At 39.8% G+C, this 21,724-nt stretch carries 16 protein-coding genes; 8 read left to right on the top strand and 8 right to left on the bottom strand.

Annotation, left to right across the window (positions count from 1 at the left end; genetic code table 11):
• Positions 1 to 30 precede the first annotated feature (30 nt).
• The 4 genes from FTV11_RS12750 to FTV11_RS12735 all read left to right on the top strand — a co-directional run bounded on the left by FTV11_RS12750 (position 31) and on the right by FTV11_RS12735 (position 6,696).
• The gene (locus FTV11_RS12750; RefSeq protein WP_257220979.1) at positions 31 to 606 is read left to right on the top strand and encodes a hypothetical protein; all 576 of its coding nucleotides are present in this window, start codon (positions 31 to 33) and stop codon (positions 604 to 606) included.
• A 46-nt stretch (positions 607 to 652) separates the two neighbouring features.
• Positions 653 to 1,756: an efflux RND transporter periplasmic adaptor subunit gene (locus FTV11_RS12745; protein ID WP_180074110.1), complete on the top strand. Its 1,104-nt coding sequence runs from the start codon at positions 653 to 655 to the stop codon at positions 1,754 to 1,756.
• Between the two features lie 23 nt (positions 1,757 to 1,779).
• The gene (locus tag FTV11_RS12740) at positions 1,780 to 4,884 is read left to right on the top strand and encodes an efflux RND transporter permease subunit (RefSeq protein WP_180074109.1); all 3,105 of its coding nucleotides are present in this window, start codon (positions 1,780 to 1,782) and stop codon (positions 4,882 to 4,884) included.
• A gap of 96 nt (positions 4,885 to 4,980) precedes the next feature.
• A complete protein-coding gene (locus FTV11_RS12735) occupies positions 4,981 to 6,696 on the top strand; it encodes a proline--tRNA ligase (RefSeq protein ID WP_180039693.1) in 1,716 nt (571 codons plus the stop codon).
• 64 nt (positions 6,697 to 6,760) lie between these two features.
• Here the strand turns inward: FTV11_RS12735 and FTV11_RS12730 are convergent, their stop codons facing one another.
• The 6 genes from FTV11_RS12730 to FTV11_RS12705 form a co-directional block, all read right to left on the bottom strand.
• A complete protein-coding gene (locus tag FTV11_RS12730; protein WP_180009837.1) occupies positions 6,761 to 8,068 on the bottom strand; it encodes a hypothetical protein in 1,308 nt (435 codons plus the stop codon).
• A gap of 50 nt (positions 8,069 to 8,118) precedes the next feature.
• Entirely contained in the window at positions 8,119 to 10,299 is a 2,181-nt protein-coding gene (locus FTV11_RS12725) for a DUF6160 family protein (protein ID WP_168379305.1), read from the bottom strand.
• Between the two features lie 30 nt (positions 10,300 to 10,329).
• Positions 10,330 to 11,019: a hypothetical protein gene (locus FTV11_RS12720; protein WP_168379306.1), complete on the bottom strand. Its 690-nt coding sequence runs from the start codon at positions 11,017 to 11,019 to the stop codon at positions 10,330 to 10,332.
• 10 nt (positions 11,020 to 11,029) lie between these two features.
• Positions 11,030 to 13,087, bottom strand: a complete 2,058-nt coding sequence (locus tag FTV11_RS12715; RefSeq protein WP_180074108.1) for a hypothetical protein — start codon at positions 13,085 to 13,087, stop codon at positions 11,030 to 11,032.
• 245 nt (positions 13,088 to 13,332) lie between these two features.
• Positions 13,333 to 13,902 (bottom strand): dCTP deaminase, encoded by a 570-nt coding sequence (gene dcd, locus FTV11_RS12710; protein WP_005008040.1) that lies wholly within the window; start codon positions 13,900 to 13,902, stop codon positions 13,333 to 13,335.
• Between the two features lie 112 nt (positions 13,903 to 14,014).
• Positions 14,015 to 14,608, bottom strand: a complete 594-nt coding sequence (locus tag FTV11_RS12705) for a LysE family translocator (protein WP_180023160.1) — start codon at positions 14,606 to 14,608, stop codon at positions 14,015 to 14,017.
• A gap of 437 nt (positions 14,609 to 15,045) precedes the next feature.
• On the opposite strand from FTV11_RS12705, the gene FTV11_RS12700 reads away from it, so the two are divergent.
• The 3 genes from FTV11_RS12700 to FTV11_RS12690 are packed head-to-tail and all read left to right on the top strand — an operon-like array spanning position 15,046 to position 18,534.
• Complete coding sequence (locus tag FTV11_RS12700; protein WP_168379308.1) at positions 15,046 to 16,053, top strand: TAXI family TRAP transporter solute-binding subunit; 1,008 nt, start codon at positions 15,046 to 15,048, stop codon at positions 16,051 to 16,053.
• On the top strand, positions 16,031 to 16,525 hold the full coding sequence (locus FTV11_RS12695) for a DUF1850 domain-containing protein (RefSeq protein ID WP_257222191.1): 495 nt from the start codon (positions 16,031 to 16,033) through the stop codon (positions 16,523 to 16,525). The genes FTV11_RS12700 and FTV11_RS12695 overlap by 23 nt, the downstream gene beginning before the upstream one ends.
• Entirely contained in the window at positions 16,522 to 18,534 is a 2,013-nt protein-coding gene (locus FTV11_RS12690; protein WP_168379309.1) for a TRAP transporter permease, read from the top strand. The genes FTV11_RS12695 and FTV11_RS12690 overlap by 4 nt, the downstream gene beginning before the upstream one ends.
• Before the next feature lie 501 nt (positions 18,535 to 19,035).
• On the opposite strand, the gene apbC is transcribed toward FTV11_RS12690, so the two are convergent.
• Positions 19,036 to 20,307 (bottom strand): iron-sulfur cluster carrier protein ApbC, encoded by a 1,272-nt coding sequence (gene apbC / locus FTV11_RS12685; RefSeq protein ID WP_180025843.1) that lies wholly within the window; start codon positions 20,305 to 20,307, stop codon positions 19,036 to 19,038.
• 346 nt (positions 20,308 to 20,653) lie between these two features.
• Here apbC and FTV11_RS12680 point away from each other — a divergent pair, with 346 nt between their 5' ends.
• Positions 20,654 to 20,992 (top strand): hypothetical protein, encoded by a 339-nt coding sequence (locus FTV11_RS12680; RefSeq protein WP_180074107.1) that lies wholly within the window; start codon positions 20,654 to 20,656, stop codon positions 20,990 to 20,992.
• A 48-nt stretch (positions 20,993 to 21,040) separates the two neighbouring features.
• On the opposite strand, the gene FTV11_RS12675 is transcribed toward FTV11_RS12680, so the two are convergent.
• Complete coding sequence (locus FTV11_RS12675; RefSeq protein ID WP_180021294.1) at positions 21,041 to 21,439, bottom strand: hypothetical protein; 399 nt, start codon at positions 21,437 to 21,439, stop codon at positions 21,041 to 21,043.
• Positions 21,440 to 21,724: the final 285 nt, after the last annotated feature.

The following is a 21,724-nucleotide window of genomic DNA, read 5'->3' as shown; positions in this document are numbered from 1 at the left end:
TCAAAAAAAATCATTCTGACGACTTGTTTACTGGCTTATACCCCGCTTTTATTTGCTGCACCAACCAATACGCAGCAACCACAAAAGGCGACTTGGTATCGTTACTATGACAGTAAAGGCATAGCAAACATCAGTACCAATGTGACACCAAATCACATCCGCTATGGTTATGAAGCACTTGATCAAAATATGCAAGTGATTAAACGTAACCGCCCCTACAATGCTGAAGCGGACGTTAGACAAGCTCCTCAGCGTGCTGCCCAAGCACGTCAGCAAGCTTCAGATATCAAACTTAAAAAAGCCTATACCAATAGCCGAACTGCGGCCATTAAAAAGCGTGATGCACTGACTGGTATACGTAAACAGATCGTGTTTGAACAAGAACAATTAAAACAATTACAAAATGATCGTGTATTATTTGTTCGCCAAGAACGTGAACATTTTCGAAAAGGTGAAACCGTTCCGGCAAAATTAAAAACAATGTTGGATAATAATCAAAAAAATATGGTAGCGAAAAAAGAATACATTCAATCGTTACAAACTCGCTATCGAAATACAGAAGCTGAATACGACAGAATTATTACGCGTTTAAAAGCGATGGAATAAACTTGTTATTCAATTGCTTTTGTAGACCGCTGATATAAGGACCATTATGCAATCTGCACAGCAATCATCCCCATTTTTAAAGCTTAGCCTGCTTTGCATAAGCCTGACTTTGGCTGCATGTCAAAAAGAAGATCCGCAGCAAAGTGTAAAACCAGAAAATAAGATTGAATTAATTCAACAAGATCTGGTGACGATCGAACAAGGCAACGCCATTTCAAAAACTGCCTTTACAGGTACCATTCGGGCGGTCAATCAGAGCAGTATTCAAGCCCAAGTCACTGCGACTGCAACCAATGTTAATGCAGAGGTCGGGCAACGTGTCAGCAAAGGCCAAGTGTTAGTGCATTTAAATAATCAAGACAATGCAGCACGTCTTGCTCAATCTCAAGCGAACCTCGCATCCACGCAAGCTCAAGCCAATCAAGCTAAACTGATGATGGAACGTAAACAGCGCTTGCTAAATCAAGGCTTTATTTCCAAAGTAGAGTTTGAACAAAGTCGTGTCGATTACCAAGCTCAAATGGAAAATGTTCGCGCCCAACAAGCCAATGTCGATATTGCACGTAAAGCCAATCAAGACGGCACCATTTATAGCCCTATCCAAGGCGTGATTACCAAGCGTGATGTTGAACCGGGACAAACGGTTGCTGCCGGACAAACCCTTTTTGAAATCGTCAATCCAGACCAATTAGAAATTCAAGCCAAATTACCAAGTGATCAGCAAGCAGCGCTGAAAATTGGACAAAAGATTGAATATAACATCCAAGGCAATAGCAATTTACTCACAGCACAAATCAGTCGGATTTCACCAATTGCCGATCAGGCTAGTCGTCAAATTGAATTTTTTGCAGCCCCAAATGAAACCATTACATCATTAAGTATTGGTGCTTTTGTCGAAGGTCACATTTTAGGTACCGATAATATTTCAGGCCAAAAAATTCCACTCGATACCATTCAAAGTCTAAAAGACCAACCTTATGTCTGGGTCATTCGTCAAAATAAAATTGCCAAAGTGCCTGTACAAATTTTGAATCAGAATTATAGCAATAACACCGCGATTGTTCAGGGCTTACAAAATAGTGATCTGATCAGCCGAATTAAATTTAATGATTCAGATATCAAACAAGATGTAAGTATCAGCCAAAATTAAAAGAATAAGGCAGGACAGTTGTTATGTGGTTAACCCGAATTAGTGTGAAATATCCTGTTTTCACCATCATGATGATGTTCTGTCTGATGTTGCTAGGACTCGCTTCTTGGCAACGTATGGGCGTTGAGGAATTTCCTGATGTCGACTTCCCTTTTGTTGTGGTCTACACCAACTATCCAGGTGCTTCTCCTGAGTCTGTCGAATCTGAAATCACTAAGAAACTTGAAGATCAGATCAATACCATTTCAGGCCTCAAGCAAGTCATTTCTCAATCCAGTGAAGGTTTATCCACGGTCATTGTCGAATTTAATCTAGATGTCTCATCCTCGGTAGCTGCACAAGATATTCGAGATAAAATTGCACCAGTAACCGCACAATTTCGTGATGAAATTGATGACCCGATTGTAGAACGCTACGACCCTACTGCCAGTGCGATTATGTCGATTGTTTTTGAATCGAAGGACATGTCTTTACGTGATTTGAGTTCCTATCTGAATCAACGGATTGTGCCACAACTCAGAACAGTTCCCGGTGTCGGTACGGTCAATTTATTGGGTGATGCGCAGCGTCAAATTCGTATTCAAGTAAATCCGCAAAAATTACAAAGTTTCGGGATTGGGATAGACCAAGTTATAAACACCCTAAAATCTGAAAATATTGAAGTTCCGGGGGGGACTTTAAAGCAAAAGAATTCAGAATTGGTGGTCGAAATTAAATCTCGGGTTATTCACCCAAACTCATTCGGTGATTTAGTGGTTGCCAATAAAAATGGCGCGCCGATTTATCTCAAACAAATTGCCGAAATAGAAGATAGCCAAGCTGAAATGGAGTCGAGTGCTTATCTGAATGGTAAAACCGCCGTCGCTGTCGACATTCTGAGAAGTTCGGACTCTAATGTGATTGAGGTAGTTGATAATACCCGTAAAACCTTAAGTAAAATCCAACAGCAATTGCCGAAAGGCACGACCGCAGAAATTGTGGTTGATTCTTCAAAAGGTATTCGTGGCAGCATTAAAGACGTGGCACGTACCATAATTGAAGGTGCAGTACTTGCGGTACTCATTGTATTGTTATTTCTCGGCTCATTTCGTTCGACAGCCATTACAGGTTTAACTCTACCGATTTCACTACTAGGTACCCTCACCTTTGTTTGGATTTTTGGTTTTACCATCAATATGATGACCCTACTAGCTCTCTCACTGAGTATCGGTCTCCTGATTGATGATGCTATTGTAGTACGCGAAAATATTGTCCGCCATGCCGATATGGGCAAGGACCACGTCACCGCTGCACTCGACGGCACGAAAGAAATTGGTTTAGCTGTATTGGCCACAACATTGACCATTGTCGCGGTATTTTTACCTGTGGCATTTATGGGCGGCATTATTGGGCGTTTCTTCTATCAATTTGGTGTAACCGTCAGTACCGCTGTACTGATTTCAATGTTTGTGAGTTTCACCCTTGACCCGATGTTGTCTGCTCACTGGGCAGAGCGCCAAGATCCAAATAAAAAGCCGGGTAAAATCAAACGTTTTTTTAACTGGATTTCGGGCAAGCTCGACAACCTAAGCCATCATTATGAAAAATTACTCAAGCTTGCTTTAAAATTTAGGCTCATTACCCTTTTAATCGCCGTCGCGTCTTTATTTGGTGCATTAGGTTTATCCAAAATGATCGGAACTGAATTTGTACCCGTACCAGACAAAGGTGAAATTCGGATCAAATTTGAAACACCAATTGATGCAACCCTTGAATATTCGCAGGCTAAGCTTAAGCAAGTAGATCGTATCATTCGCCAACATCCAGAAGTCAAAGCCACTTATGGTGCAATTAATAGTGCCACTGATCGGGGTAAAAACCATGCTAGCATTCGTGTCACTGTTTCACCACGTACGGAGCGTAGTCAAACATTAACGGATCTCAACAATGAATTCCGTACCCGCTTAAAACATGTAGCAGGTATTACCATTACCTCGATTGCCTCAGCTGATGAAACAGTATCGGGCGGCCAAAAGCCGGTAATGATCTCGATTAAAGGACCAGACTTAGATGAGTTACAACGCATTTCAGATCGATTCTTGGTTGAAGTTGCCAAAGTCGAAGGTATTGTCGACTTAGAAAGCTCACTCAAAGAACCTAAACCGACCTTAGGTGTACATATCAATCGCGTTTTAGCCAGTGATTTAGGTTTATCCGTCAATCAAATCGCCAATGTATTACGCCCTCTTCTTGCGGGTGATAATGTAACAACGTGGAAGGATGATAAAGGCGAAACCTATGATGTAAATTTAAGACTCACTGAAGATCAGCGTCGACTGCCAACTGACATTCAAAGCATGTACATCACATCACAAAAAACCGATGCTGCAGGCTTACCTATTTTAGTTCCATTGGCAAGTGTGGCAAGCTTTGAAGAAACACTTGGTGCTTCACAAATTAACCGTCGTGATCTGGCACGTGAAGTAATGGTTGAAGCCAACACAGCAGGACGTCCTGCGGGTGATATTGGTGCCGAAATCAATGAGATAGAGAAAAACTTCGACTTGCCACCAGGTTATAGTTTTGTCACGCAAGGTGCCAATAAAGATATGGCTGAGTCTGCGGGTTATGCAATGACAGCGATTACCCTCTCTATTGTATTTATTTATATTGTTTTGGGTTCACAATTTAATAGCTTCATTCACCCTGCAGCCATTATGGCTTCATTGCCCTTATCATTGATTGGGGTGTTCTTAGCCTTATTCTTATTTAATTCAACCATGAACCTCTTTTCCATTATCGGGATTATTATGCTCATGGGCTTGGTGACAAAGAACGCAATTCTACTCATCGACTTTATTAAAAAAGCCATGGATCATGGTGTAGATCGTTATGACTCAATTACTGAAGCAGGTAAAACCCGTTTACGCCCCATTTTAATGACCACCAGTGCAATGGTGATGGGTATGGTTCCGCTTGCACTTGGTCTAGGTGAAGGCGGTGAACAAAGCGCGCCAATGGCACATGCCGTGATTGGCGGAGTGATTACTTCTACCTTACTGACACTCGTGGTTGTTCCAGTGATTTTTACCTATTTGGATGATTTCCGAAACTTCCTTGCACGTCAGGCCAAAAAAATCATGTCATAATGACAAAATTTAAAATGAGGTGACTTTGGAAAATGTTCACCTCATTTTTTATTGTATACTCTCCACTTTAACGCTTAATTTTTTAGGACAGTTTCCATGCGCGCGAGTCGCTTTTTATTTGCAACGTTAAGAGAAACCCCAAACGATGCTGAAGTTATTTCACATCAGCTTATGCTTCGTGCCGGGATGATTCGTAAATTGGCTTCAGGTTTATACACTTGGCTGCCGATGGGCGTTCGCGTATTAAATAAAGTTGAAGCGATTATCCGCGAAGAGATGGATCGTGCTGGTTCACTTCAAGTCCTGATGCCTGTCACTCAACCCGCATCTTTATGGGAAGAATCAGGTCGTTTCGTACAATATGGTCCAGAACTTTTACGTTTTAAAGACCGTCATAACAATGACTTTGTACTTGGCCCTACACATGAAGAAGTGATTACAGATCTTGCTCGCAATGAATTGAAAAGCTATAAGCAATTGCCTGCAAACTTCTACCAAGTACAAACCAAATTCCGTGACGAAATCCGCCCTCGTTTCGGTGTGATGCGTTCACGTGAATTCATCATGAAAGATGCCTATTCTTTCCATGTTGACCAAGCTTCTTTACAAGAAACCTATGACAAGATGTATGCAGCTTATTGCAAAATTTTCACTCGTTTAGGTTTAAATTTCCGTCCAGTTCAAGCGGATACAGGTTCAATTGGTGGTTCTGGTTCACACGAATTCCACGTCCTTGCGTCTAGCGGTGAAGATGACATCGCATTCTCTACAGAGTCAGATTATGCTGCTAACGTAGAAATGGCGGAAGCAGTATTAGTAGGTGAACGTGCTGCTCCAACTAAAGCACTTGAAATTGTTGATACACCAAATCAAAAAACCATTGCTGAGGTTTCTGAATTCCTTAAATCAGACCCTACTCAATCTGTCAAAGCATTATTGGTTCAAGGTGTTGCTGAAGAAGGTAAAGCTGCACCAGTGGTTGCCTTATTCCTACGTGGTGACCATGAACTGAATGAAATTAAAGCAGAAAAACACCCATTAATTGCTGCTCCATTAACTTTTGCAACTGAAGCACAATTAGCTGACTTAGGCTTAACTGCTGGTTTCTGTGGCCCTCAAGGCTTAACCGAAAAAGGCATTACCGTTATTGTTGACCGTGCAGCGTCTGTACTTTCAGACTTTGTTGCTGGTGCAAACCAAGTTGATAAACATGCTGTAGGTGTAAACTGGGAACGTGATGCACAATACACCGAAGTTTATGACCTGCGTAATGTTGTTGAAGGTGACCCTTCTCCAGATGGTCGAGGTACAATCTTGATTAAACGTGGTATCGAAGTTGGTCATATCTTCCAGTTGGGTCAAAAATACTCTGAAGCGCTTGGCTGCAAAGTTTTAGGTGAAGATGGCAAACCTCTCGTTGTGACTATGGGTTGCTACGGTATTGGTGTAACTCGTGTTGTTGCTTCTGCGATTGAACAAAACTTCGATGACAAAGGTATTATTTGGCCGTCTGCAATTGCTCCTTTCGAAGTTGCTATCGTGCCAATGAATGCACATAAGTCACCACGTACAATGGAAGCAGCTGAAGCACTGTATGCAGAATTAACTGCTGCTGGTTATGATGTTCTTCTAGATGATCGTAATGAACGTCCAGGTGTTAAATTCTCTGATATCGAGTTAACAGGTATTCCACACCGTATCGTTATTGGTGAGAAAGGTTTGGATGCTGGTACATTTGAGTACAAAGGTCGCCGTGATGAAGAATCAAGCAACCTCAGTAAAGAAGACCTTTTAGCGAAAATTGCAAAATAATTTGCGCTAAATATAAAAAAATCCCGCTAAGTGCGGGATTTTTTTATATTAAATACTTTAAGCCTTAACAGAATTTCAGCCCGCCGAAGCAGTTAGAACGAAACTCCTGTCCAGAAAGTTTTAAATTGTTTAATGGGAAATCAATTAATGACGGGTTTTTAATTTCTTTAACATCTAAAGCCGAACCTGCAACACAACCAAAGATTAAATCTCCACAATTACGAACATTGGTACTTAAGTCATGGTTAATTCCAGCGATCGTTTGTTTCAACACTTCATCCGTAATCGCCACTTTATCTGAAGGTGTAATACTCCCCAAATCGACCTCATCTTCCATCGCCAACCACCAACCTCTTTCTGCTGCAACTGCAGCACCAGGCCAGAGTATTTTTTGAGCTTGTAAGGATAACGAAGCAGGGTTATTTAGATAAAGTGCATGGATCAAACCTAAACTTTGATTTACCGTAATATCGGTTTGTAGTCCAGTAAGATAGCCTGTTACGTCTTTATTCAAATTAATATTTAACCCAAGTAGAGAGATCTGAGCTTCTAATGGACCACTAAAATCTAGACGATCAACTGTACCTGTGCCTTTTAATACCGCAATATTATCCTTAATTCTATTCCCGCTCACGACAGTGGCTGGAATTGTAAAAGGTGCTGTGGTTGATTTTAAATTAAAGGAATAATTATCTGATTTGTAGTGAAGCGGTAGATCAACTTCAGCACCAAATAATGTCCCCTTAACTGCCCCTTCAATGTATTGCTGCGTAGAAGCATAGTCCATCACACGCTCGGCAGTTGTTGCAACACCCGCAGACGCTTTGGTTTTCATATACCCACTAAAGGTGTTGATACCATTGGGTGTATTACTATTTTCTGTACCTAATGTCATTAACCCAGAAATTTTTTCAGCGCTCAGACGAAAGCCCATCACTTCACGAGTTGCAGCTGATTTGGGATCTTTAATTGCAATTTCGATAAAAGGATTGGTCAACAAAGCAGAAGTTGCCGCACGTTCATCAGACGTATAATTGCTATTTACAGGCAATCCACTCAATGAAATATGATCGATATCAATATCACAAGCACCTGAGCCATTTGCACCGCCACAACCCAATTGCAGCTTTTTAATATTGGCATTGAGCTCCATTTCAGCTTCTAAACCAAGCTTATAAAAGCCGACATTGGATTGGTCTACGGCTTGTCCACTCTCATCCACAGAATTATACCCCTGCGTATATTCCATGGAGAGTAATGCTTGACCATCAACTTTTGATAAGCTTTCATCATCTAAAGCCATCATTGCATGAGATAAGCTACTCATCGCAAATGTCGAGAAGATCAAACCTCTGATTAACTTCTTTTTCATAACAAATTCCCTGTTCGTTATTTTATTTATTTGTTATTGATTTAATTTTACTAGCGTGGAGTAATCCCCATGGTGCTTCGCATTGTTCCACCGGTTAGGGCTATATCCGCCATCTTTTGCATATTGCCATTTGTTAACATCGATACTTCTGCACGAAACGCTTTAGACATATTATTGGTTGGATTGAATTTCACCTGATTATCAAACTCTACCGAATCTTGTTTCATTTTAATTCGAGCATCAAAGCCTAGATCGCCCTGCATTTTATTAATATTGATACTTGAAGCTGAAACGACACCGCTGGCATTTACATCTTCATTCATCAAACTTAAATAGCTTCCCATAACTTTTTGATCTTTCTTTTCAGCATCTGTTAATGCTTTAAATTCAAAGCTTCCACGGAAAGATAAATAATTATTTTCTGCACTGTCATTTAGACCCGGCACTATAAATAGCTCACCTTTACCATCAAGTTTAAACGCAATATTCGTCAACACATCATCACGTTTAGAGAAATTATCTAAAGGTACTGTAGTCCCACATTTGGCAGAAGCTGTAGTCGCACAGTTATAGGTTGAACCCGGAAGTTGACCAATCGCTAACTCGGCATTAGCTGCAATCAATAAATTATCTGCACGTACATAGATGCCATCATTTTCATAACCAATCACACCATCAGATTGAATAAGGGCATTGATGTTTCGTAAGCCTGCATAATAATTGACTTCTTGACCATTAATACCTTTTTTACCATCAATCAAAATAATGGAAGTTGTACTTGGTGTTCCTGTTTTTTTATCAACTCCATAACCATCTGTGCTCATTACAAGGTTATAGCCAATACCTGATTTTTCAGCCGCATTTTTATAACTGTATTTTTTCTCTGATAATGCAACATTGGCATTCATATTATAAATCGGGATACCAATCCCCCAACTGTTGTCATTACTTGCAATTGCAGCAATTGAGTTATCAGAAATAAATCGTGCGGTACGCGCGATGGACTGAAAATCCATACCACGAATCGCCACTAGTGCAAAATTTCCGCCTGCCGTTTGATTTGACAAGTTTTGGGTTAAAACATTATTGGTTAAACCTAATGTCGCTTTTAATTTATCATTTACCAGAAAATCAAGGCTTTTTGCTTGAATGGTATTGATATAAATATCGCCAAAATCAATATAGGCATTTTTATCAGCAACTAAAGACGTTAAATTAGAAAATTCAATGGCATAACTACCAATACCCGTATGGCCAATTTCTAAGGTTGTCGGTGCTTGACCTGCAACAAGACTCGGATCATCCTTTGAAGTAAAATCCGCGCGCACTCCTAAATGTAAACCACCTGAACCAACAGACTCATATCCTGAAGCTTTCGTTGCTAGACCAAAATCTTTGATTCCTTCTTGATTGGCGTTTAAGGCCACTCGTGCATTAGTGACAGCACCCGATGCTCCCATACGAATTAAATTGCGCTGTGCACCACCATCGGTACCGTATCGTAAATCGATATTAACGCCGGGGTTTGTGGCATCGCTACGTGAGCTATGCACATCTGATGTGTCCTTGACCCGCCCCAAATTGACCGTATGATCTTTGCTCCCTGTGGATTTTGTGGTGAGAACAATGCCTTCATCAGCTGCAACATACATATAACCTGAACCAGCAAAGTTAAAGTTAAAGTCCTTTAAGGTTACGCTATATCCATTCATACCATGACTAATACTGGCATTTTGCAATTGAAATTCCATATACGCCGTATCATTACGGTTAAATAGACCATTGCTGGTTTCAAGTAATACTTTTAAAGGTGAAGATGTTGCAATCGTAAGTGAACCTAAATTTTGTGTAGGCGTTTGGCACGTTGTTCCTTGACACAGCAACATAATATTTTGTGCAACAGCCGTAAATGGGCTGACACTCGCAGCTATACGCATGCCTACACCAGCATCCGTAGTCCCAACATCAAAATCTAATTTTGATGTAATGGTGCTTTGCCCAACGCCATCTATTTGCACATTGTGCAAACCCATTTTCATCTTATTTTGGTCGGTTGGGTCAACCCAATTTAATTGATCGACTTTGACTCTAGAAACTTCATGGGTAATCGAAATACCATCTTGGCCAGTAACTGCACCCAAGCTTTCGTCGGTCATTGCTTCAAAAGCATAGGTGTGTTGAGCAAGTAAAATACTGGTTGCGAGTGCCGTCAAAGTTGTTATTTTTTTCATCACTATATCCTTATATTCAGTCACAGCTGATTAACAGCGACCTGCACCATTTCCAGTGCAGTTAAAACTGAAGATGTTTAACTTTCCACTCATGTGCATGTTGCCATGCACATTAACACCCATAAATCCTTGTTCTGAACCACGATCAAAATCAGGCACAGCTAAAGTTGAAGTTGTTCCATCAGCTTTCTTTTCGGTATAGGTCGTATAAGTACTGGTATTCTCGTAACCTTCCTTACCTGTCGTACCTGTTTCCACCGCCAACGTAGCAAAGCCTAAATTCCTAATTTTTAATGGCTTATCATCATAAAATGTCAACTGCATAGCCGTTTGTGGATTACCTTCACGATTGATAATCGTCACACCATCTAGTGAAAATTGATCGATCTGTAACGTTCCTTGAAACTGTTTAAACACCAACCATTTCTTATTACCATTTGCATCCACATGATTATTGGGCGCAAGTGCTAAGCGACAAAACTCATTGGATGAACATTGATATCCATAAAATGCTTGCGTTGTTTTACCATTCGCATCCATGATTGATATGTTGTTTTTTGACATATCATTGGCATATTGATGATTTAAGGAAAGTGTCCAACTGAGATCTGCACCGCCTTGACCGGTTGCAGCGGTAAGTTCCCTATTATCCATAGACACTAAACCTGCATGAGTTTGTGTCAGTGCAGCACAAACAACAGCGCATAAAATTTTATACATGTGATTTCTCCTACAGCCCTGTTGTTCTTATTTTTAAGTGCTGAATCAATACGCCATCTATGGCAACAGATCCTAAATTCGTGCTTTGTCCATTGACACCTTTAAACACCACACCTGTCGCAGTATCCGTACTTTTTGCATTCAACAGATTACCAGGCAAGCGCTCTACTGTACCGATCGCAATGCTACTGTGTGTTGCATTACGTCCTTGATATAGTGCTGTCGCATCTGAAGAGTTTGCTTTTAACTCCGTGCCACAACTATAGACGTTACAGGTTGATCCTTTAAAGTCTGAGGCATTTAAACCCGATGTACCTGTGGTATTACCAGCGATATCCGTATAGTAAGTATAAATTTTACTGTAAATAGAAGGTACATTTGGAATACGTGTCACTTCCAAAATAATATTTCGACCTTCTGAACCCACAATAAAGGGCTGATACATATTTCCTAAAACTAAATTGATATTTGGGCTATATAAATATAGACCTTCAGTTTCATGAAAGATTGGAGCTGCAGATCGATCCATCGCTGGTGTCGCTGCTGTTCCATCATCCAATTCAGGGCGTGCAGCTGTACTGATACGCATGCCGCGAGCATCCAAATCACTATCATTAATACTGAGTGATTCAGCACGATCGTTGGTGTTAATACGAATTAGACTGGCTAAACCCAAGGTTTGGTTGTAATTGGTATTGGTTGATTTTAGGGTTTGAAAAATTCGAACTTGTGAACCATTGAAGCTCAAACCATTCGCAACAATTTGAGTACGTAAACGATAGTCTTTATCCAAGCCACTGGTCGGCGCACCGGTAATCGGATCAACAACATTACTTGAATTCAAAGACCGTGAAAATACATCCATCCACAAACCAAGTTTGATATTGTTAGATGCATCATCTGCTGCAATTTTCTTTAATGGTGCCTCAATGGCTAAGTAACCAACATTTCCTTTATTATTTGCCGCAAATTGTTCAACATCTTGATTTCCCGCATGGAAAAGCCATGGATTTTCAGCTGTGCCCCAATTAAACCCTTGATCGGTATAGCGTGTTGCTAATGAACTTTTGCCATTTTTATCTTTACTGTTGGACAGGGCTAAGCCATATATAAATACATCTGCTTTCGATCTGAGACTCGATACGGTCGCAGTCGATGCAATTTGTTTTGCTGTAATCTCAGCATTTTTTTTCACCGTTGCTAATGCTGCATCACTCGCCTTTTGAGCTTCAAGCTTGGCATAGTCAGTTGCCAACTGATTGAGGGTTTCTGCAGCTTTCGCATTCAACTGAGCATTTTTTGTCGTATCTATAATATTTGAACGTGTAATTTTTCCTGAGACATAATTTTTATAAAAAGTCGAAGTGGTCGGTAAATTACCCGTACTATTGTTACCGTATAGTAACTCAATCATCTCATACGTATTTTGCAGTGCATATTCTTTAGATTTATTATCCTGACCTGCTGTCAACGTTTTATTTGTTGTTCCATCAGATTCTAAGCCCGAAATAATAGTACCATTTTTATAATCTGCATAACGCTGATCGTAATATGCCTTCATCGTTGGCGATTCAAGATAAGACTGTACTAATCGACCACGATATTCTGTTGAATATGTTGCGATGGTTTCATTGGTAATACGTGTAGCATTATTGGTCTCATAAGTGCTTTTAGAACTTAAGAAAGTTGAGTCATAAACACCGTTATAGCCCGTAACTCGGCCTTGCTGATAAGCATCAACATAAGCTGCTTTGTAGATTTTATCGTAAGCACGCTGCCCTAATTGTTCATAGTTTTCACCAGTAGGAATAATCCGAATAAAACCTGTATCGTTTTTCCCTGGATCAACCATACCAGACGCATAACTAGAAGCGGTAGAACGGTCATTTGGCCCTTGAAAGACCATTTTGAAATTTTCTAAAGTGAGTGCAACACCTTCACCTGTTGTGGCTGAAAGTGCTTCATCTGATAAATCTTGAAGCGCATAAACAGATGGTGCAGCAAACATGCTGACTGCGGCTGCTAAGCAACTCTGGCGGAATAACTTAGCCTGGGTGAATTGAGTCATCTCGACCTTCCTTTTATCAGATGCTCTGCATCTCTCTTATATTTATTCCTGAGAACTGGCTTTGATGTTATTGTCCATTTATTCCTTAAATAGAGACTTGTGATAGACCAGTCACTTAACTTTTTATTATGCTGAATAATTACTCAATTGCAAAAACTTCCCCACCGAATGGTCTATTTTCCGATGAATGACCCAACAAAAAAGCGGGCTTAATCGCCCGCTTTTTTTAAACTGAATCCGAAGGATTAAGCTTTCGGTAATGTCACACCGGTTTGACCTTGGTATTTACCACCACGGTCTTTATAAGAGGTTTCACACACTTCGTCTGATTCGAAGAACAACATTTGTGCGACACCTTCACCCGCATAAATACGTGCAGGTAAGTTGGTTGTATTCGAAAATTCTAAAGTCACGTGACCTTCCCACTCTGGTTCAAGAGGCGTCACATTGACAATAATACCGCAGCGAGCATAGGTTGATTTACCCAAACAAACGGTTAAAACATTACGTGGAATACGGAAATATTCGACTGTACGTGCTAGTGCAAACGAGTTCGGCGGAATGATACAAACGTCTGATTCGATATCAATAAAGCTTTTATCGTCAAAGTTTTTAGGGTCAACAATTGCTGAATGAACATTGGTAAAGACTTTAAATTCACGAGCACAACGCACGTCATAACCATAGCTCGACACGCCATACGAAATAAGCTTTTCGCCATTTTCATCATAACGGACTTGGTTTTCTGCATACGGTTCAATCATGCCGTGTTTTTCGCTCATTTCGCGAATCCAACGATCAGACTTAATAGCCATTTATCTCTATCCAAAAACTTAAATCAATTATTGCGTGGTACTTTAACTGAAATCCGACTTAATGAAAATAAGCTTTGCCGAACTAAGCGGATTTAGTCATTTTGAAATCAATTTAGAGTTTTAAAATCGCAGAATAACTCAGTGGTATCGAAAAACTAACCAAGACCAATGACGCTGTTCGTTGTAAATTGGCTTGATTGAGCCAACTAATTTTATTCGATGCCAAAACTGAACCAAGAAAGGTCCAAAAGAATGCTATTGGAACGATCAACAACAAAAAAATTAGCATGTGAGCTACATAATACTGCGCATTTTGCCAAGCCAATGCAGGAAAAATCGCAGATGCGAATAATAATGCTTTGGGGTTTAATAACGTCGCAACAAAAAGTTCGCGTGCACGAATGCCCTTTTGATTAAAATTTTCAGCAACAGTTGCTGTACGCCATAATCGCATAGCCAAAAATAGAATATAGCCAGCACTAAACAATTTCAAAATGGTCGGCAATAAAGGTAGATATACGGAAATTTTACCGATGAGAAAACCCCATAGGCTAATCGAAATAAGATAACCAAAGGCTTCCGCTGGAATGAGTCGGAATGATTTACGTAGCCCAACTTGAATACCCGAAGATGCGAGTAGCGTATTGGTTGGTCCCGGCGTTAACAAAATACTGATAACTAGACCAATAAAAAACCATGAAATCATACTTTGACCTCAAACTTAATCCGCGAAGATTAATTCAGTTGTTTCGTATTAGCAAAATAAAAAATAGAAATGCTTATAAAAAACTCCTTATTTAATTATAAATTCAGTAACTTAAATAGAAAAAACAGAACCTTAGCTGAACAGTCATTCAGAGCACCTTACAATTCAAAGAAATAGTTTGAACTTATATTTATAAAAGAAATTTCACATGATTCCATGTATACCCTACAGTTTTTACACGTAACAAAATATTATTAAAATAAACGATATAGCTCCATGCCATTCTTACGCATAACCATTATTTATTGGAGACTAAAAAATCAAAAAAAAATACTTTTCAAAAATAATTGATTAAGTTATGTTCAATTGAGTAGTGGAAATTAAAATTAAAACTCATCAAATCAATATTCAAAATTTATGTGTAAAAGGACGTTTCTATGAACCAATGGACAAAACTCACGTTACTCTCGGTTACTTTGGCGTGTATTACTGCTTGCTCAAATGATCAATCTACTTCAAAAAATACCACGGAAGGAAAAAGCGCAGAAACTGCTACATCTGACAAACTTCAAACCAAGTTCGTAACCATTGCAACTGGTGGGGCATCAGGACCTTACAATGTGATTGGGACAAGTCTTGCAGAAATTTATAACAAAACCTTTGGTGTAAATTCTAAGACTCAAACTACAGGTGCATCCGTCGAAAACTTAAACCTTCTGAAACAGAATAAAGTTGAAATGGCATTTGTTATGAGTGACAGCTTAACAGAAGCACTGAACGGAACAGGAAGTTTCGCAAATGGTAAAGTTGAGAATGTCAGCCAAGTCGCAGCGCTTTATCCCAACTACGTACAAATCGTAACCTCTAAAAAATCAGGGATCAAAAATATCGAAGATTTGAAAGGTAAACGTATCGCTGTAGGTGCACAAAATTCAGGTGTAGAAGTAAATGCACGTACACTGTTGAATGGTTTTGGAATCACCTATAAAGATATTAAAGTTGATTATTTGGGCTATGCTGAAGCCGCTGATGCTTTAAAAGGTGGCAAGCTTGATGCAGCATTCCTGACTAGTGGCATTCCAAATTCATCACTCATGGAACTTCAACAAAGCTTTGATCTACAGTTGGTTTCAATCAATGCAGATAAAGTCAAAGAAATAGCTAAAGATCAAAGTTATTTCTTACCGATGATTATTCCAAAAGGCACATATGGCAATACTGCGGACATTCAAACTGCCGCAATTAAAAATGCATTAGTTGTTCGCACAGATATATCGGATGATGATGTCTACAAACTAACAAAAACTTTCTTTGACAGTTTGCCTCAATTGGCAACTTCACACCAAGCAGCAACAGAAATCACGCTTGAAGGTGCTCAACAAGGCCTTGTAGCGCCTCTACATCCAGGCGCGAAACGCTACTATGATGAAGTGGCTAAAAAATAATAAGCTTCAAAAAAATGCAGTTTATACTGCATTTTTTATATTGTTCTTCTTAATCTATGCTAGCTATCCAACACTGTATACGCAGGTTAGAGTTGAAACTGATATATGCAAAATTTCAACTGATCAATTTGATTTACAGTGGAAGCATTCAGTAGAAAAGACGGCTTGGTCTGAACAATATCAGCGTCAAAAGAATACGTTTTTACTGCGCCACACCGATTTGATTTCATTTGGTGCAGGTACACCCTCAAATTATCCCATTGAGTTTCAAAAAAATGGTGTGATTAGAATGCGGGTCAATCAAAATATAGATGAAATCAACTGGGTGATTTCTAGAAATATGCAAGGCACTATCCTCGCTGACCAAAAAATTTGGTCTATTTTTCAAAGTTACCCAGACTATAGTTTGGTCAACATCTCGGTTCAATATCAACCCAAATGGAAGTCTTGGTGGATTGGAGAATGCCTATGAATTCCAAAGAAGATAAAGTTGTATTAGAACAACTCGATGAGAAACAACAACAAGCCATATTAGAAAAATTTGATCGGGAATCTGTTACTCGAATCAATATGAGCAAATCTGTTACCTACTTTGTTGCATTTGTAGCGATCTTTTATTCATTATTTCATTTATTTATTACGTTTAATCCTTTACCTGAGTTAATACAGCGTGCAGCCCATGTCGCTATTGGCCTAGCACTCATTTTTTTACTCTATCCAGCTCGTCAAACAAGCTCCCGACAGCATATTTCACTTCTCGATTGGTTCTTGGCTTTGCTTTCCATCTTCAGTTTTTTATATTTATGGAAAGAATATCAATCTATTATGACCACTCGAGGTGGTATTCCAAATACCTTAGATATCGCGTTTGCAATTATGAGTGTGGTATTAGTCATAGAAGCAACTCGCCGGGTCATGGGGTGGATGTTGCCCATTTTAAGTTTAATTTTCCTGACCTATACATTTATCAGTCACTTTGATTGGTTGCCAGATCGATTAATTACTCGCCCTTATACCATCAGCGACATTTTCGGACATATGTATTTAAAAACCGAGGGCTTATATTCTTCGGCAATTGGTGCATCCGTCACTTTTATTTTCTTATTTATCCTTTTTGGTGCTTTTCTTGCAAAATCAGGTATGGGGAAATTGTTCAATGATCTTGCCATGGCATTGGCGGGTCATAAACAAGGTGGTCCTGCCAAAGTTGCTGTAATTTCAAGTGGATTTATGGGCAGTATTAATGGAACTGCTGTTGCCAATGTTGTTGGTACAGGCTCATTTACTATTCCATTGATGAAAAAGATTGGTTATCACAAGAATTTTGCTGGTGCCGTTGAAGCCAGTGCATCCGTTGGTGGACAAATTTTGCCACCAGTCATGGGTGCGAGTGCCTTCATTATGGCCGAAACAACTGGCGTGAGTTATGGCACAATTGCACTAGCCGCCTTATTACCTGCTTTATTGTATTACCTTGGCGTCATGGCTCAAGTTCATTTCCGTGCGGGTAAAGATGATCTGAAAGGCGTACCTAAAGCTGATTTACCAAAAGTAAAAGAAGTTCTAAAAGAGCGTGGACATTTACTTATTCCAATTTTGGCACTGGTCTTTTTCTTATTTCAAAATATTCCTGTGAGCTATGCTGCTGTCTACACCATCGTCCTGACCATCTTTGTAGCAGCTATAAGAAAATCAACACGAATGGGCGTAAAAGATATTTTAGATGCGCTCGTTGATGGAGCCAAACAATCATTATCTGTGATGGCTGCTTGTGCTGTCGTTGGTATTATTATCGGCGTAGTAAGTCTGACAAGTTTTGGTTCAGTAATGACTTCTTCAATTATGAGTTTAGGTGCAGGTAGTCTCTTTCTCACTTTATTTTTGACCATGATTGCATCGATGATTTTAGGCATGGGGCTTCCATCTATTCCGGCCTATATCATTACTGCCACTATGGCAGCACCAGCACTCGCAAACTTTGATATTCCTGTATTAGTCGCGCATATGTTTGTGTTCTATTTTGGTTTATTTGCAAACATCACCCCACCAGTTGCCCTTGCCGCCTTTGCTGGTGCAGGAATTGCAGGCGGTGATCCAATGCGCACTGGGTTTCAGGCCTTAAAACTCTCTCTTGCTGGTTTTATTGTTCCATTTTTATTCGTTTATAACCCTGCCATGCTGATGATTGATACCACCAATGTTGCAGTCAATGCTCGAGAATTTGCCTTTCCAGCATGGACAACTATAGCGAGTATTACTGTCACTTCAGTGATAGGAATTCTCGCTTTAGGCTCCGCAGTTGAAGGTTATTTCAAGACTTATCTCAACTGGTTCTGGCGTATTTTTTTAGGTGTGGGTGCGCTGTGTATGATTATTCCAGAAACCATTACAGATATTGTAGGCATTATCATGGTCATCATCGCAATTACGGTGAATATTATCACTGCTAAACGTAAAGCAAACCCGTCTCTTTCCTCCTAAAAAACCAATTAAAAAGCCCGGTAATTACCGGGCTTTTTAATTTCTTAGACTAAGGCGTACCCTCATTTGATGGGTGGGTTTTAATGACTTCAAATAATATTTAAAATTATTTGTTCCTCTATATTTTTTCAATGCTAAGCCCCTTGTAACAGAGGACATTTGGCAAAAAATCTAAGACACAATGCGTTTGTACAGTTACTGCCGTTCAAAGAATTGATCCTAGCCAAAATAATAGAAATATCGTGAAAGCTATTTTGTAAAAACTAAGTACAAACGCGACATCCTTTGATATGCCTCAAGAATTTTATCCTTGGCAGACGGCTTATAATCGCAGGAAAAATAAGAAATTGTGCAAATCGTTTTTTAGATGTGTAATTCATAGACATCGTTGAATGTCTAAAGTTCAGTACTCATAATTTTCAAACACTCCCAATACCACGTTATAAAAAATCTGGCACGAGGCCAGATTTTAATACGATCAACTTAAATTTCAGTTCACCCTTAGAAAATACGGTTTTTATCTTTTTCAGCCTGAGGTAACGCATCTGCAACTTTTTGTGCAATCGCCATGTAGCTTTCAGCAGCATCATCACCTGCTATCACAGATGGTTTCCCTGCATCGGCATTTTCACGAATTTGTACATTCAGCGGTAAACGACCTAAGAGCGGAATGTCGTATTGGGCTGAAAGTTGGTCGCCACCACCTGTACCAAAGATTTGCTCTTCATGCCCACAGTTCGAACAGATGTGAGTCGACATATTTTCAACCACGCCCATCACGGGAATATGTACACGATTAAACAACTCAATGCCTTTGGTCGCATCCATTAATGCAACATTTTGTGGTGTCGTCACAATCACAGCACCTGTCACCGGTATACGCTGTGCAAGCGTCAACTGGATATCACCTGTGCCTGGTGGCATATCAATGACCAATACATCCAGATCAGGCCATAAAGTTTGGTTAAAGAGCTGCATTAACGCCCCCGTCGCTTTCGGCCCACGCCAAGCCACAGGGGTATTGTTATCACCTGTTAAATGGCCAATCGATAAGACTGCCAAACCATAAGCTTCAATTGGTACAAATTGTTCAGCTTCAATCATAGGCGTACGGCCTGCATTGCCGAGCATCGTTGGAATACTTGGACCATAGATGTCTGCATCTAATACCCCAACCTTTAAACCCAGCTGTTGTAATGCGAGCGCCAAGTTCACAGTGGTGGTCGATTTACCCACACCGCCTTTACCAGATGACACCAAAATGACATTTTTAATGCGTTGATGTTTCGGTACATCACGCTGTTGTGGAGCCGCTTTTTGAATCGGCGGATTATTCGGATCAACTTCAGCAGGTGCTTCAGGTGTTTTCGCAGACGCATCCACAACTGGAGGTAACTGACTTTTTGCTGCTGAACTTTCAGCTTTTTCATGGCTAGAACAGCTTTCGCCTTCTGCATGATGGTGACCACAACCACCTTCAGATTTATGCCCTGTTTTTTGTTGAATCACATGCATATTCAGCTCATTAATACCGCATTTTTCCAACGCATCAGCCAAATCATCATGAATTTTTTGTAAGTCATTAGCTTCTGAAGGAAAGGTGTTAATCGTAATCTGTAAGATCTGACCTTGCACATTGACCTGTGAAATACGGTCTTTTAAGGCATTATTTGAATTGGGAAGTACATAGTTTTGTAAAACCTGTTGGATTTCCTCTTCTTTCACCTCTTGGGAGGGTGAAAACACAGATTTTAGAGAAGAAAGCCACGACATTATGTTGTCTCCAAACAGGAAAATCAAAAGATAATAGCGATAGTTTACCTGTTCATTTGCCACAGAGTAAGAGGGAGATGAATGACTTATCCCTATAAGCTTATAAAGTTGAGTAATTTAGTCAGCTTTCAAACAATTTTTCTAGCGTGCGCCACTTAAAATGCCCGTGTAGTTGATCTATGCGGCTAAACCAAAGCCATTAAATTTGAATTGATTACATATCAACCATACTTTTACAGCGTAATTTCAGTTTATATTTCAGTCGTTTCAACAGAATAATCATAGCGATGGATGTGCAATCTAAAGGCACATTTTGTGCTTTTTAGTTTTTAAAATGGGGATGACGATGTATCCGAAGACTATCTATAAGAAGAATATTTATAAAACGACTTTATGTGCCTTGATGCTCCTGACTTCAGCAGCCTATGCAGAAATTGCGACTGAAGCCATTCAAACACCTGACCGACAAACTGTAGCGATTGGTGATAGCCTCGATCTCATGCGCTCGCGTATGCAAGCCTCTCCGATGAAAATGGTGTCCTATCCGCTGCAAGAGAAAAATCTGCCTGCAAAATTGGCGGTAGATTACACCTACGAAATTGCCAATATGCGCTACGTGATTACCGTAGTCGATGATCAAGTCAAAAATATTAAGACTGAAAATTTAGATGGATTAAAGCAATGAAACCTAAAAAAGCCGCTCTTTATAGAACGGCTTTTTAATCAGCCCCAATTAAGCTTGGTCATCTTTTTTAAACTTATGCAGTGTGTCAGTGGCTTTCTTTTTTAACTCGTCAAATTTCTCTGTCGCCTGCACTTTTAGTTCATCAAATTTTTCGACAGCCTCATGTTTAAGTTCGGAGGCTTTGACTTTGGCTTCATCAAATTTATGACTCGCTTCTGCTTTTAACTGCTCTAGACGGTCTTTGGTTTCAGCATGCTGTTCTGCATGTTCATGTTTGGCGTCATTTAAGGTTTTTTCACCCTCAAGCTTGAGTTCTTCAACTTTATGCTTTGTACCATCGAGTGCTTTTTCACCTTCAAGTTGAGCCTCTTTGGCTTTGAGCTTTAGATCATCACCCAACTCTGACGCTTTATCTTTCAATTGATCAATTTTATTTTCAGTTGTCATCGTTCTCGCCTCTTCTCTGTTATTGTCTAACAATAGTTATAACGCGATTTGAAGCAGATACTTGAAATAGACGCATTTAGAAACAAATCAACCACAGGAAAACGCCATGTGATTGCCTATTTTCACAATGGCTTGATGCAAATATGCATGGTCGATTTTAGGGTCTGTTGACATTTGTTGATTAAAAAAATAGCGAGATAGTAAAATTAAATCGCCAAACCCAATTTTACACTCGCTATGCCTCGAACAATGCTAAATGATCAACACTGGTCCAAGTTACTTGCT

The sequence above is a fragment of the Acinetobacter sp. YH12231 genome, assembly GCF_013417755.1.
GTDB lineage: Bacteria > Pseudomonadota > Gammaproteobacteria > Pseudomonadales > Moraxellaceae > Acinetobacter > Acinetobacter amyesii.
The sequence above is the reverse complement of the archived record's forward strand: the minus strand, read 5'-3'. Positions and strand labels throughout refer to the sequence as shown.

Coding starts and splice junctions, on each gene's coding strand:
- FTV11_RS12745 (WP_180074110.1), top strand. CDS start 653: ATGCAATCTGCACAGCAATCATCCCCATTTTTAAAGCTTAGCCTGCTT.
- FTV11_RS12740 (WP_180074109.1), top strand. CDS start 1,780: ATGTGGTTAACCCGAATTAGTGTGAAATATCCTGTTTTCACCATCATG.
- FTV11_RS12735 (WP_180039693.1), top strand. CDS start 4,981: ATGCGCGCGAGTCGCTTTTTATTTGCAACGTTAAGAGAAACCCCAAAC.
- FTV11_RS12730 (WP_180009837.1), bottom strand. CDS start 8,068: ATGAAAAAGAAGTTAATCAGAGGTTTGATCTTCTCGACATTTGCGATG.
- FTV11_RS12725 (WP_168379305.1), bottom strand. CDS start 10,299: ATGAAAAAAATAACAACTTTGACGGCACTCGCAACCAGTATTTTACTT.
- FTV11_RS12720 (WP_168379306.1), bottom strand. CDS start 11,019: ATGTATAAAATTTTATGCGCTGTTGTTTGTGCTGCACTGACACAAACT.
- FTV11_RS12715 (WP_180074108.1), bottom strand. CDS start 13,087: ATGACTCAATTCACCCAGGCTAAGTTATTCCGCCAGAGTTGCTTAGCA.
- dcd (WP_005008040.1), bottom strand. CDS start 13,902: ATGGCTATTAAGTCTGATCGTTGGATTCGCGAAATGAGCGAAAAACAC.
- FTV11_RS12705 (WP_180023160.1), bottom strand. CDS start 14,608: ATGATTTCATGGTTTTTTATTGGTCTAGTTATCAGTATTTTGTTAACG.
- FTV11_RS12700 (WP_168379308.1), top strand. CDS start 15,046: ATGAACCAATGGACAAAACTCACGTTACTCTCGGTTACTTTGGCGTGT.
- FTV11_RS12695 (WP_257222191.1), top strand. CDS start 16,031: ATGATGAAGTGGCTAAAAAATAATAAGCTTCAAAAAAATGCAGTTTAT.
- FTV11_RS12690 (WP_168379309.1), top strand. CDS start 16,522: ATGAATTCCAAAGAAGATAAAGTTGTATTAGAACAACTCGATGAGAAA.
- apbC (WP_180025843.1), bottom strand. CDS start 20,307: ATGTCGTGGCTTTCTTCTCTAAAATCTGTGTTTTCACCCTCCCAAGAG.
- FTV11_RS12680 (WP_180074107.1), top strand. CDS start 20,654: ATGTATCCGAAGACTATCTATAAGAAGAATATTTATAAAACGACTTTA.
- FTV11_RS12675 (WP_180021294.1), bottom strand. CDS start 21,439: ATGACAACTGAAAATAAAATTGATCAATTGAAAGATAAAGCGTCAGAG.